7 protein-coding genes are annotated in these 14,290 nt (G+C 60.1%); all 7 read left to right on the forward strand.

Translation table 11 applies throughout. The features are described 5' to 3' along the window. The first annotated feature begins 148 nt into the window (after window positions 1-148). A complete protein-coding gene (locus OJB03_RS01480) occupies window positions 149-3,145 on the forward strand; it encodes a SusC/RagA family TonB-linked outer membrane protein (RefSeq protein WP_263784618.1) in 2,997 nt (998 codons plus the stop codon). 64 nt (window positions 3,146-3,209) lie between these two features. Further along, a complete protein-coding gene (locus tag OJB03_RS01485; RefSeq protein WP_263784621.1) occupies window positions 3,210-4,853 on the forward strand; it encodes a RagB/SusD family nutrient uptake outer membrane protein in 1,644 nt (547 codons plus the stop codon). Between the two features lie 99 nt (window positions 4,854-4,952). Continuing rightward, window positions 4,953-6,407 carry a hypothetical protein gene (locus OJB03_RS01490; protein WP_263784624.1) on the forward strand — a complete coding sequence of 485 codons (1,455 nt, stop codon included), beginning with the start codon at window positions 4,953-4,955 and terminating at the stop codon, window positions 6,405-6,407. A 134-nt stretch (window positions 6,408-6,541) separates the two neighbouring features. Then, a complete protein-coding gene (locus OJB03_RS01495; protein WP_263784626.1) occupies window positions 6,542-10,573 on the forward strand; it encodes an alpha-amylase family glycosyl hydrolase in 4,032 nt (1,343 codons plus the stop codon). A 43-nt stretch (window positions 10,574-10,616) separates the two neighbouring features. Continuing rightward, the gene (locus tag OJB03_RS01500; protein WP_263784627.1) at window positions 10,617-11,033 is read left to right on the forward strand and encodes a hypothetical protein; all 417 of its coding nucleotides are present in this window, start codon (window positions 10,617-10,619) and stop codon (window positions 11,031-11,033) included. 238 nt (window positions 11,034-11,271) lie between these two features. After that, window positions 11,272-13,275 carry a glycoside hydrolase family 13 protein gene (locus OJB03_RS01505; RefSeq protein WP_480919087.1) on the forward strand — a complete coding sequence of 668 codons (2,004 nt, stop codon included), beginning with the start codon at window positions 11,272-11,274 and terminating at the stop codon, window positions 13,273-13,275. A 285-nt stretch (window positions 13,276-13,560) separates the two neighbouring features. Next, window positions 13,561-14,271 (forward strand): 5-formyltetrahydrofolate cyclo-ligase, encoded by a 711-nt coding sequence (locus OJB03_RS01510; protein ID WP_263784631.1) that lies wholly within the window; start codon window positions 13,561-13,563, stop codon window positions 14,269-14,271. The last annotated feature ends 19 nt before the right edge of the window (window positions 14,272-14,290 follow it).

Below are 14,290 nucleotides of genomic sequence, written 5' to 3' on the forward strand. Positions count from 1 at the left end.
TTCTGCATGTAAGCGCTTTCTCAGCAGGGCATGAGAGCAAGGGGACACCGCATGATGCCGTGCGATGGCCTTCGCAGCGCACGTCAAGTGCCGCCCTACGAAGCGGTTCCCGATCCGATTCTAAATCATCGACACAGCAATCTGACCTATGCAATACCGACACTCGATCCTGACGCTCGTGCTTTTGGGCATGGCCCTCTGCGTGGGGGCGGTTCAGGCACAAGACCGGCAGACGATCAATGGTACGGTCACCAGCGCCGATGACGCTGCGCCGCTTCCGGGGGCCAATGTGTCTGTTCCCGGGACCACTGTCGGGACGGCCACCGGCGCCCAGGGCCAGTACTCGCTGCGCGTCCCCGCAGATGCGGACTCGCTGCGCTTCTCCTTCGTGGGCTTCCGGGCACAGACCGTGGCCATTGCGGGCCGTACGACGATCGATGTGGCCCTTGCCCCGGCCGCGCAGCAGATTGACGAGTTGGTTGTTGTTGGATACGGCGAGCAGCAGGCCGGGGACGTGACAGGTTCAGTCGATAGGGTTGACGCGGCCGACTTCAACGAGTCATCCAATGTAAGTCCTGAAAAGCTCATTTCTGGAAAGGTGTCTGGGGTGCAAATCTCTTCAAGCAGCGGAGCTCCGGGAGCTGGCTCCTTCATCCGTATTCGGGGACCTTCGTCGGTAAATGCGAGCAGCCGTCCTCTCTTCGTGATCGATGGGGTGCCCATTACCAACGACGGGAATACGGCTCAGCGCAACCCACTGAACTTTCTGAGTCCGAATGACATCGCGAACATCACAGTGCTGAAGGACGCTTCCGCTACGGCTATCTACGGCTCGCGTGGTGCGAACGGTGTGATTTTAATTGAGACCAAAAACGCTGAAGAGGGAGAGGCGACTGTCAGCTACAGCGGCTCAATCTCGTCGAGCAGCGTGACCGATCAGATCGACATGCTCGGTCCCACGCGTTTCCGCAGCGTGGTGCGTCGAGAGGCTCCTAGCGTATCTTCTCGCCTTGGAGATACAAGCACCGACTGGCAAGATCTGGTGCAGCGCACGGCTCTGGGGCAGAATCACTCTCTGAGCTTCTCACGGGGGTATGAGGACTCCGATGTTCGGCTCTCCCTCAGCTACCTCGATGAGGAGGGTATTCTCCAATCGTCATCAACTGAGCGGTTGAACCTCTCGCTGAACTACAATCAGGACCTGCTGGACAACGTTCTGACGGTACGGACCAACCTAAAAGGCTCAAAAACCACTGACGACTTCGAGCCTGGATCGATGGTCGGCAACGCTGCTAGTTTCGACCCCACACAACCGGTCCGCGATCCTGGAAGCCCATTCGGCGGGTTCTTCGAGTGGGAAAACTCCCTGCCGGAGAATAACCCAGTTTCCTCATACGTCTACGAACAGAATAGCGGTGAGACCTTCCGCGGCCTCGGTAACGTCGAGGCTGAGTACCGAGTGCCATTCCTCACCGGATTGAGCTTGCGGGCCAACGTAGGAGCCGACATCACGACGGGCGAGCGAGAGTTCTTCGCGCCCACGTTCTTGAAGGGACAGGCTGAAAGCACCTTCCCAGGCTCAGTGACACGCGCCAATTTCCGGCAGCTAAATACGCGAGTCAACGCATTTTTCGATTACAATCGTGACATCGACCAGATCAGCAGCAGTGTCGAGGGAACGCTCGGCTACTCCTGGCAAGAGTTCAACGAGGAGTATCCGGAGTACAGTGTCAACGGGCTAAGCACAAACATCTACGGATCAAATCGGACGGACGTGCTCCAGGCAGATTCGCTCAGTCAGGTGAGTCCGACTGTCTCGGAGATCCCGAGCCGACTGATATCGGTCTTCGCTCGTGTCAACTACACGTTTCAAGAGAAATATCTCCTGACGGCCACGGTACGACGAGATGGCTCCTCAAAGTTCGGCCCTACTAACCGATGGGGGACATTTCCGTCTGCGGCCATTGGATGGCGTGTTCATCAAGAACCGTTCATGGAGGACATTTCCTCGATCTCGACGCTGAAAATTCGACTTTCCGCTGGCACCTCCGGCAACCAAGAGATTGGAGACTTTAACTACGCGCCATTTTACACCACAGGTGGGCGTCGTGCCCAGGCACTCTTTGGCGATGGTGCTACCACGACTATTCGACCACGCGCTGCCGATCAGACGATTCAGTGGGAGGAGACGACGACCTACAATGCGGCAATCGACTATGGGCTACTGGATGGTCGCATCAGTGGATCTCTGGAGTTCTACCGTAAGAACACTGATAATCTCCTCTTCAACACTACCGCTGCTGGGTTCTCGAACCTCAGCAACTTTGTGCTTACGAACGTCGGTGAGATGCGCAATCAGGGGGTGGAGTTTTCCGTCGATGGCAGCGTAGTAAACTCGGAGAGTTTCTCGTACGACGCGCAGTTCAACGCTTCGTACAACAAGAACGAACTGCTCAGCATCAGCACGGCTGCCGAACAGATTCTCACCGGAGGCATCAGTGGAGGCATCGGCAATCAGGTCCAAGTTCTGAAAGAAGGAGAACCGATCAACTCCTTCTTTACCTACGAGCATGTGCGCGACGGTGACGGTTCACCACTCACAGAGGCTGAGGCTGCCGCGATGGATACCACGCAGTTCGTGGACGTCAATGCTGACGGCAACATTAATGCGGAGGACCGACAGATTACCGGCAACCCACGTCCGGACGTCATCCTTGGGCACACGTCCAACCTGCGGTATCAAAACTTCGACCTCAGTCTCACACTGCGGGCGCAACTCGGCCAGCAGGTGTACAACAACGTGGCCTCTAACTTCGGTAACTACGACCGGATTGCCACCAACCAGGTCCCAACCAACGTACATGAGTCGGTATTGGAGACGAACTTTGAATCCCCGCAGTACCTCTCCGATGAGTACGTGGAGGATGCCTCGTTCCTGCGTCTCGACAACGTGACCCTTGGGTATACCGTCCGGTCAATACCGTCTGTCGATCGTCTGCGAATCTACGGTCGGGTAAGCAATGCTCTCGTGCTGACTGGTTATAGTGGTCCCGACCCGGAGGTTTATTCTTCGGGGGTCGGCATCGACGACACTGTGTACCCGCGTTCCCGCACCTGGACCGCTGGTTTGAACATCCGGCTTTAGTGTCACGGCAAGTCCACTGGTCTCTCAAATCTCCCATACCGAACTAACTACCATGCGTACTTCCATGACGACAACGATTGGACGAGCCTTCCTGGGACTCACACTCCTATTCGCCGTAGCGATTGGATTCTCTGGCTGTGACCAGGTTGGTACGGAGCCGAAGGGCCTGGCCTCTGGAGAGAATATTTTTCAGGACGATGGGTCTTACAAGTCGTACCTTGGGAAGCTATACGCTGGCCTGAATGTGACTGGTCAGTCGGGACCGGCCGGAGACGCCGACATTGAAGGCATCGATGAGGGGTTTTCTCAGTACGTGCGGCTCTGGTGGCAGATGCAGGAGCTTCCGACCGATGAAGCGGTGATTACCTTCCAGGATGCTGGAGGCGCTCCACAGACCCTCCAGAAAACCAACTGGGGGCCAACCAACGGCTTTCTCTCGGCAATGTACGCCCGCATCTCTTTTCAGGTGATGCAGATAAACGAGTTCTTGCGCGAGTCCACGTCGGGGAAGCTCAACTCGCGTGGGGTGAGCCCAGAGGTGCAGAATAAAATGCCAAGGTGGCGTGCCGAAGCGCGGTTTTTGCGCGCCCTTAGCTACTGGCATGGGGCAGATCTCTTCGGCGGCATTCCGGTGGTGACGCAGGAACAGCCCCGTGGGGGGGCGCCGCCCTCTGCCAACACGCGTCAGGAGGTCTTTGAGTTTGTGGAGAGCGAACTCCTGGCCATCACCGATGATGAGGGAGAAGAAAACCTCTCGCCCACCGGTGCTGCTCCGTACGGCCGGGCTGACCGTGCGGCCGCCTGCATGGTGCTCGCCAATCTCTATCTCAACGCTCCGGTTTATCTCGACAATCCGCAGCAGGTGGTCGGCGAGGACCCGATGAACCGTGCCGCGGAGTACGCTGGGCGTGTGATTGAATCAGATGCATTCAGCATTGAGTCGAACTATCAAGACCTGTTCCTGGCCGACAACCACACTGCCAACGGTGTCGTCTTTGCTATCCCGAATGATGGGGAGTCCACTCAGCATTACGGAGGAACGCAGTTTCTGACCCACGCGGCTGTGGGAGGCAACATGGAGCCAAGCAACTACGGTATCGACTTCGGCTACAATGGGCTCCGAACCACACCAGAAGGGGTGAATCTCTACGGAGGAGAGACCAGTGATGACCGGCGCATCTTTTTCACCGACGGACAGTCACTTGAGGTCGACGACCTGCTCGACTTCCAGGATGGGTACGCAGTACCGAAATACCAGAACGTGACGTCGAGTGGCCAAGCAGGCGACAACCCTACTTTCCCGGACACTGACTACCCGATGTTCCGCCTCGCGGAGGCCTATCTCATCTATGCCGAGGCGACCGTACGGGGTGCCAGCAATGGCGATATTGGTCGGGCCGTCTCCTTGGTAAATGATCTGCGGCAGCGAGCCGGTCTGGGCCGCGACGTGGCGGCCTCGGACCTGCAAGACCTTGATCAGTCGGGCACGCCGTTCCTGCTGCAGGAGCGTGGGCGCGAGCTTTTCTGGGAGGCCCGACGCCGGACGGATCTGATTCGCTTCGGCCGGTTCACTGGAAGCGAATACACATGGTCCTGGAAGGGCAACGACCAGGCAGGGGCCTCCATCCCGGACTATCGAGCCCTATACCCGCTCCCCGAGTCTGAGCTGCAGGTGAACCCGAATCTGGAGCAAAATGCGGGCTATTAGCCGTAGCCGCCGAAGGACCAGGGGCACCGCCACGCTTGGTTCATGACTCGGCTCCCGCTCATGCATTGAGAGCTATACACTGAGTTTTTCCTATCCCTTGTGTTTGATATGCGACGTTCTGCTGTACTTTTTACCGGCCTTCTCCTTCTCTCATTGGGAGGACTCGCGGGATGCGATACCTTCGAGGACAGTCCCTCCGAGGTGGAGGACTTCGACATCCAAGAGAACATGATAACCCCAACGGCCAGAACTGTCACGCCTGATTTGAGCCCACAGTTCACTGTGAGCTACCAGGGACTTTCTGAGCCCCCTCTGGTGGAGGCCTCCTCCGACATTCTCTCCGTTGAAACCCTCTCCACAGAAGGCGACGCGACACGTGGAGGGGAGCGGAGCTGGCAGTTGAGTCTAGCCACGGAAAGTCTCGATGAGATCCTGCGTCAAGAAGAGTTGCGCATCCAAGGGACCACCAGAGAGGGCAACACTATCACCGACACCCTTTCGGTTGCCGCGACCACAACTTTGGCGGTGGAGCAAAACTTTGAAAGCAGCTACGCAACCGTTGCCGATTACGAAGGAGATGTGACGAGCGACACGTACGGAGAAAATGAGGTAGATACTGAGGCGTACTCCGGGTCGCAGCGGCAAATCGAAGTGTCAGGTGGGACGACTACAACTCTCGCAAACAGCTCCTTTTCTCAGGGTGATAATCAGCCCAGTGGAAGCAACGGGGTTCGCTTCTTGGAGATTGACGGCAGCAGTTCTGGATCCGTCACCATTCAGCGTTGGATCAGCGTTCCAGACTCTGATGTCTTCACGTTTCTGGTACGGCCTGCCGCGACATCATTCAACCTGACCATTACCTTGACTGAGGAAACGGAGGATGGCACCGCCAGCTACGATTTCGAACTGCCAATCCCGGCTGGGGGAGATTGGCTTAAGATTGGTATCCCGTTCGAGTTCTTCGAAGGATTCAATCCCGTAGCAACCAGAGCCGGTGGAAATGGGCCTCTCACAAGCGTCAACTTCGCGGCGGATCAAAATGTCTCGTACGCCATCGATGAGTTGGTATTCGGGAAAGACGGGGTCGGGGGACGGGCCGAATTTCACGACTTTGAACGGACAACTCTCGCGTACGGCCCTCCTTTCGGAAGTAATACCTTCGGCTTCGCCATGGGGGCCGACTCCATTAGTGCACAGAGCGATGGGCTGACCTCTCGTCGCATCAGCGGAGAGAGCTTCTTCGGATACAACTACGGGCAACTCTACCTCGATGTGGATGGCAATGACGTCGTCTCCTTTCGAGCCAAGGGTAGCACCGAGACAGAAGGAGCGGACGAGATTGAGGTTTTCCTCGAGACCACAGGTGGAGCTGGTGGCTTTGGCAGTACGGTGAGTCGGACGGCGTCCGACGGAAGCTGGCAGAAGTTCGAAATACCTGTGAGCGACTTGGGGAGCGACCCATCGGCGCTACAGAATCCTGGAATCAACAACATTGGCTTCAATGCGCGCGGGACTTTCCTCCTCGACGACGTAAAGATCATGCCTAAGGAGTAGCACTGCGTCGCTGATTGCTCACCTTTTCCTTCGCCTGACGGCATCGGAGGCGCACTGGCTCGACTGCTGGTGCGCCTCCATCATTTGAAGCATACGTTTCTGTACATCCCTTACCACCCATGTTTGCGCACGGCATGTCCCGTCTTTGGTCGCTTCTTGCCGTCGGCTTCGCGCTGCTGCTGGCCCCGTCCGCGGCTGGGCAGGTCGTGGAGACGACCCCGAGTCCGCCCCGCACCGACCAGCCGGTGACGCTCTACTTCAACGCGGAGGCAGGTGATGCGGGATTGGAGGGATACGATGGGGACATCTACGCCCACACCGGCATCTCCACCAACCAGAACCCTGAAGGGGAGTGGAAGTGCGTGAAGAACAATTGGCCGACGGAGGACGCCTTTGCCGGAAACCGAAAAGATACCCGCCTCGCCCCGATCGAAGGAGATCCGAACCGCTACAAGCTGGAGATTGACGACATCCGGTCGTATTACCAGGAGACCAGCACGCAGTGCAGTTTGGGGGGCGACGAGCGTATCCAGACCCTGAATCTGGTCTTCCGAAACGGCGACGGATCCCGAGAAGGGAAGGCGGAAGGCAGCGGTGACATTTACGTGGATGTGTTCGACGCAGGAGACGATCCCTCACTGCGGGCATTCGTGCAGACGCCCGAGTCGAACCCGCCGCTTTATCCATTCATCACGCAGAATAGTACGGTGGATGTGACTGTGTCGGCGGATACGGCCAACGTTCAGTCCTTCTCGGGTCTCCAACTCTTCGTGGACGGTACGCAGGTGGCCTCGACGGCGGAGGACTCGCTCACCTACTCCTTGGATACGTCGTCGCCGAGCAAATCCAAAATCCGTGTGAGAGCGGAGGCCACCGCCGACGGAAGCATGCTCACCGACAGTGCCGAGACCCGAATCATTCGGGCGCCCACCGTAGAGAAGGTAGCACGGCCGTCCGACATCCAGGGGGCGCCGGGGGAGAACGACGGCATCACCTACAATGCAGACGGGAGCGTCACACTCTCGCTGTATGCGACAGGCAAGAACTTCGTCTACGCCATTGGCGACTTCTCAAACTGGGAGGTCGACGCGGACTATTTCATGAACCGGGATGGAGATCACTGGTGGATTACGATACCGTCCTCGGCGTTGTCGGGCCAAGAAGAGTATGATTTTCAGTACTTCGTGGACGGGGAGATTCGGACCTCCGACCCGTTTGCGCACAAAATCCGCACGCCGCAGGATGAGGGCATCGGTGGAGACATCTATCCGGGCCTAGAGCCCTATCCCGACGACCAGACCGAGAACCTCGTGTCGGTCATCCGGCCGGGGCAGCAGGACCCGTCGTTTGCATACCCGGACTTTCAGCCGCCGGAGCGAGAGGACCTGGTCGTATACGAGCTCCTCGTACGGGACTTTGTCGAACAAAGCTCCTACCAAGTACTGGCCGATACGCTCGACTACCTCGACTCCCTGGGGGTCAATGCCGTGGAGCTCATGCCGGTGGCGAATTTCGGAGGCAACAACAGCTGGGGGTACAACCCAAACGCCCACTTGGCGCTCGACAAATCGTACGGCACGCCGGACGGGTTTCGGCAATTTGTGGAGGAAGCACACCGAAGGGGCATTGCGGTGTTCATGGACGTGGTCTACAATCACATTACCGCACAGTCTCCCCTTTCGCAGCTGTACGGGGCGAACCTTGACAACCCATTCTTGGAGCCGCAGCCGGGAGAAGATCCGTCGGCGGACCGGGGCTTCTGTGACGACTTCTTCCAGGAGCTCAATCACGAAAGTCCGTTTATTAAAAACTACATCGATCGGGCCAACGACTACTGGATCGAGAATTTCAATGTCGACGGCTTCCGCTACGACCTCGCGAAGTGCGTAGCCGACGATGGCCTCCCCATCAGCGACCAGAACTATTCGAACAAAATCCGAGCCGGCTGGAAGGACGTGGCGGATGAGATATGGGCGGATCATCCGGAGACCCATGTGATTCTGGAATTCTTCGGGTCCACCAGCGAGGAAAATGCGCTTGGGGGGTACAGCGGAGTCGGCAACACGGCCGGGATGATGACCTGGGAACCTTTGAACCGTCCCTACAGCCAGGCCGACATGGGGTACCAGGATAATAGCGGTCTGTCGACTACCTACTATGGAAACCGATCAGGATATGACCAGCCCAGCAACCTCACTTACATGGAGAGCCACGACGAGCAGTGGCTTATGCGCCGCAAGAAGGCCTTCGGGAATGAGCGCAACGGCTACAGTACGCGTGACCTGAAGACAGCCCTAAATCGCCAAAAGCTGGTGGGGGCGTTCTTCTTCACTGTACCGGGCCCGCGCATGATGTGGCAGTTCGGCGAGTTGGGCTACGGCTGGGGAGAGGACGAGTGCCTGAAAGAGGACGGCGACGCCGAGGGCGCCTGCGACTCCGGCGACCCAGGACGCACCGGCCCTAAGCCCGTCCGCTGGGAGTACCGCGACCCCGACACCCACCCCGACCGCGTACGCCTCTACAAGACCTGGTCCACACTCCTCCGCCTGCGGCAGGCCCACGAGGTCTTCCGAAGTGCGGAGACACAGGTCGACATGCAGGTGGGCAGCGGGGAACGCATTCGGTCTATCCGCCTCACGCATCCCTCGATGGACGCGCTGGTGGTGGGCAACTTTGGGCTCCTGCAGCGGAACGCCGACGTCACGTTTTCGCAGACGGGCACCTGGTACAACGTTTTTGCCAACGAGGACGTCCGCATTCAGGACACCACGAAAACTGTCCCACTCCGTCCCGGAGAGTTCCGCGTGTACACGTCCGAGCCCCCGGCGGTGAATCCAGAAGAGGGGCTCGTGCCCAGCACTGTCACGCCGCCCTCCCGCCTTCCTGTGGACATTAACCAGTCGTTTGGGACGGTGACGGACCGCAGTAATTACCAGCTCGTGGCTGTGCCCGGTTCCACGCGGGTGCCCCTCTCTCAGGCAGCGTTCGGAACGCCTGGCGACACCTGGCGCGCCTTCCATGACGATGGCTCAGACTCAGACTATCTGGTAGGGTACAGTGCTGAAGACGACCGGTTTGCACTGGGACAGGGGCGTGGGCTCTGGGTTCTCAGTGAGCGCTCGTTCGCCTACGAAGATTCGGTGGCAAGCATGTCGGTAAGAAACGGCCGTACCCACATCGATCTGCATAACGGGTGGAATATCATCAGCAACCCGTTGGGCTTGACAGTGTCCTGGGACCGTGTGCGCGCCGGCAACGAGATCAGTGCTCCTCTGCACCGATGGGAGAACGGAAGCTTCGTGACTGCTGATACCTTTCGGACCGCAGCTACAGGAGAGGCATTTTACTTCAAAAATGAGACCAACCTGGACTCACTATCCATCCCGTATCCCGGTAGCGTAGCCGATCGAAAGGCAGCCCAGTCCGCCCTGCCGTCGGAAGTGCAGAGCGTACGGAAGGCGATGACGTTTCAACTTCAGGCCCGGAGAGACAGCGCCGTGTCTGCGGTTCAACTCGGCTACAAGAAGACAGGGGCGTCGGTCCAGCATTCCGCGCCTCGCACTGCATTCAGTGACGTGCAACTGGTGGCCACTGATGCGAAGCAGGAGGGCTTTGTCACCTACATCCAATCGTTGGCATCGGATACGGCATCGGCCGAACAGCTCACATTCGATCTCCGCCTCTCCACCGAGGCAGAACAGCAGGTGTCTCTGCGGGCCCTGCAGCTCGACTCGTTCACCAATCGCCCCGCAATCCTGGTTAACCGTGAAACAGGGAAGACTTACGAATTTCGATCCGGCGAGACGGTCCAACTGACCCCCTCTACATCCACCACGCGGCTACGGCTCCGAATTGGAAAAGGCCCGGAAGACAAAGGAGACCTATCCCCCGATGAGGTTCGGCTCCGTCCGAACTATCCCAATCCTTTCCGCAGCACTACCACCATTGAATACGACGTACCGGAGCAATCGTCAGTGCGCCTCGCGGTGTTTGATGTTCTGGGACGCCGCGTGGCGACCCTTGCACGTGGGGACCAGGGCCCAGGACGATACTCGGTGACGTGGGCGCCAGACGATGAGGGGCAGACTCTGGCAAGCGGAGTCTATTTTCTCCGTCTGAAAGCTGGAGATAAAGTGCGATCGAGACGGGTCACGTTCGTTCGGTAGCACCTCTCTTTTCTTCTTCACTCACGCCTGTTGCGTACCTGCTATGCGCTCGCCTGGGATCACTCAAATGAGTCCGGTGCATCTTCAGTGGGGGCTTCCTCTTTTGCTCATGTTCTTGCTCGCAGCTACGGGCTGCGATGGCGGTGGAACGTCGGGCGACGGCGATGAATCGCCCCGCGTGGAAAATGAGATTCAGGATCAGGACGCTACAGCCGGCGGGAAAATCATTGAGATTGACCTTTCCCCAGTGTTCTCCTCGCCCTCAGGGGCAAGTCTGTCCTACAGTGCTTCGTCGTCCGATTCGAGCGTCGTGCAGGTCGAGACGTCTGAGGCCCTTCTGCGCGTGATCCCGCAGGAGGGTGGAGAGGCGGACGTTGCCGTGACGGCCACCAATGACTTCGGGGAGGCCACCGATGGCTTTGCCGTGATGGTTTTCGCTGATCCACCGGGGCGTCCCTGATGTGTATGTCCACAGGCCGTTGCACCACATTCCTGGTATTGTGACCCACCTCTGAGACCTATCACGATCCACATCCGAGAGAGCGGTTCACTTATTCAATCAGACGACTTTCTCCACCGCACTGGCGGTCGTGGCGTCGACGCTCGGGCTCATGGGTTGTCAGTCTGAATCGGGATCTTCTCCAACGACGCCTGCTGAGCGCACGCCGGACTAGGCGCAGGACGCGGTCTGGTACCAGATCTTTCCCGAGTGCTTCCGCAACGGCGACCCCTCGAACGACCCCACCCGGCAGACGCTCCAGCGTCCGGTCGCGGACGTCCCACCCTCCTGTCATCCGACGCGCTGGACGCGCGACTGGTACGAGCAGGCCGACTGGGAGACGGAGATGGGCGGGGTCTACGGCAGCGTGTACGACCGGCGCTACGGCGGCGACCTGCAGGGCGTGATCGGCCGCCTGCCGTACCTTAACTCCCTCGGCGTGACGGCACTTTACTTCAATCCGGTCTTCTCCGCCCGCTCGCTCCACAAGTACGACGGGTCGAGCTATCACCATATCGACCCCAACTTCGGCCCAGACCCGTCGGGCGACCGCCAGCTGATCGCCCAGGAGGATCCGACGAACCCGTCTACCTGGCGCACGACCGCGGCCGACTCACTGTTCTTTGCGCTGGTAGAGAAGGCCCACGCCCGTGACCTGCGGGTGATTATCGACGGGGTGTTCAACCACACGGGGCGCGACTTTTTTGCCTTCGCGGACCTCGTCGAGGATCAAGCCGAGTCCCGCTACGCCGACTGGTACGCGGTCAGTTCGTTTGACGACCCCGCCATGTCGGACACCAGCGAGTTCGACTATACGGGCTGGTGGGGCGTGGCGTCCCTCCCCGAGTTTGCTAACAACGAGGCCGGGACCAACCTGCAGTCCGGGCCGAAGCAGTACATTCTGGACGCCACCGAGCGGTGGATGGACCCGAACGGCAATGGCGACCCGTCCGACGGCGTCGATGGCTGGCGGCTCGACGTGGCGGAGGAGGTGCCGGTGGGGTTCTGGCAGGAGTGGAATGCACACGTCCGTGATCTGAGCCCGGCGGCGTACACGGTGCCCGAGGTGTGGGAGGACGCATCCGGATACCTTGAAAAGGGAGGCTTCGAAAAGGGAGGCTTCTCGGCGACGATGAACTATCACGGGTTTGCCTGCCCCGTGAAAGGCTTCCTCGTCGACCGCGCAATTGAGCTGTCCCGCTTCGCCGAACTGCTACGCGAGCCCCGGGCGGCCTATCCGCCGCGGGTGCGACGGGGGCTGCAAAACCTCATCGGGTCGCACGACACGCCCCGCCTCGCCACCATGGTCGTGAACCGTGCCGACACGGGCTATGCCCAGCCGGAGCGGTTCGACTACGACAACGGTGCGATCGTGGACGTGCGCCAGAACCCGGACTACAAGGTCCGGGCCCCCACGGCCTCGGAGCGGCGCCTCCAGCGGCTCGCGGTGCTCTTTCAAATGACGTACGTCGGCGCGCCGATGGTCTACCACGGCGACGAGGCCGGGATGTGGGGCGCTTACGACCCCGACGACCGGAAGCCGATGGTGTGGCCCGACAAAACCTGCGATGTGGAGGACAACCATCCGTACGGCCACGACCGACCGGCCGACCCAGTGGCCTTCAACGACGATCTGTTCGCGACCTACCGAGACCTCATCGCGCTGCGTCGCGACCATGAGGCCCTGCGCCGCGGCCCGACCCCAGCAGGACGAGACCGGACTGCTTCTGGAGGTCCCGGGCCACACCGGGGTGGCCCTGCGTCCCGGTACGTAGGGGGCAGGGGCAAAAAGAAGGCGCCGAGATTCAGGTATGTGCGAAGCTGTCTGTCCGCGCCCGGGCATGGATCACAGGACGGCGTCGAAGATCCGCTGCATGTCGGTACGCATCGGGGCGGGGAGAGACACAGACGCGTCCCCTACCTGGAGACGGGCCCCGTCCTGCTCGGCCACCGTCAGGAACGTCTTCTGCGACAGGTACACCCGAGTAGGGCCCACCTCGTCCTCGCCGGGACGGCTGATGTCCTCGATGGGAAGAGCCTCGTCCCCCAAAGAAAGCCCGACGGAGTCCGCCCGGCTGATGCCGATGAGGGTGAGGGCCCAGCGGGTGCCGGACGGGCCTTCGATGCCGACGGCCCGGGCCGACACGTCGTCGTTCAGGACGTGGGGCGTAATCGTGAGGGTCATTTCCTCCCCGGGATTTGAGCCTCCGACCGTCTCGATGTTAGAGGATTGCGCAGCGGCCGTGGGGGCGAGAAGGGCGACCGTCCCGGCAGCCAGAAGAATGAGAAGGCGGTGTAGCATGACGGGGGACTGGGTTGGTGACGAACGCTCGAGGCAATTGAACGCACAGTTGAGCCGAATGTGGCTCTCTTTATGATATCCTGCTTGTTTGGGTCCCATCGTGGGGCCGTGAACGCCCCGTGACCGGGAGCGTACGACCTCGACCCGAACCTTCGCCTCTTCTCCCACCAATCCTGGATGGCCTCGATGGACGCGCGGTTCGACACCAAATCAGCGGCCCGAGAGGCCGTATGGGATGCGCTGGAGAACGAAGGAATCGCGCGCTTTCCATTTCCCCCGCACGGCCGCATTCCCAATTTTGAGGGGGCGCCCGCCGCGGCCGAACGACTGTTCGAGCAGCCGCCCCTGGCGGAGGCCCGTCGCCTCAAGGTCAACCCCGACGCTCCCCAGCGCCACGTACGGATTGAGGCGTTGCGGCGCGGGTGCGTCGTGTTTGTGCCGACGCCGCGCCTGCGCGGCGGGTTCAAGCAGCTCGACCCGACGTCGATTCCCGACGATGAGATCAAGCCGGCCGTGAGTCTTTCGAAGATGGACCGCTGGGCGGAGCCGGTGGCCCTCAACAACCTCCCGCAACTTGATGCAATTGTGACCGGCTCGGTGGCCGTGACGCGGGAAGGGCATCGCTGCGGGAAGGGCGAGGGGTACAGCGACCTCGAGTACGCAATTCTTCGGGAGCTCGGGCATGATCCGGTTCCGGTGGCCACGACGGTACACTCCCTCCAATGCGTCGCGTCGGTCCCGACCGACCCGCACGACCTGCCGCTCTCCCAGATTGTCACTCCGGAGGAGACGATCGAGGCTACGGATTCGCCCGCGCCGCCGACGGGCATCGACTGGACGGCCCTTTCGGAGGCGGACCTGGAGGAGATGCCCGTCCTTCGGCAGCTTCGGGGATAGGAGCGCACTTCGTGCGGGG

The organism is Salinibacter grassmerensis (genome assembly GCF_947077765.1).
GTDB classification, from domain to species: domain Bacteria; phylum Bacteroidota; class Rhodothermia; order Rhodothermales; family Salinibacteraceae; genus Salinibacter; species Salinibacter grassmerensis.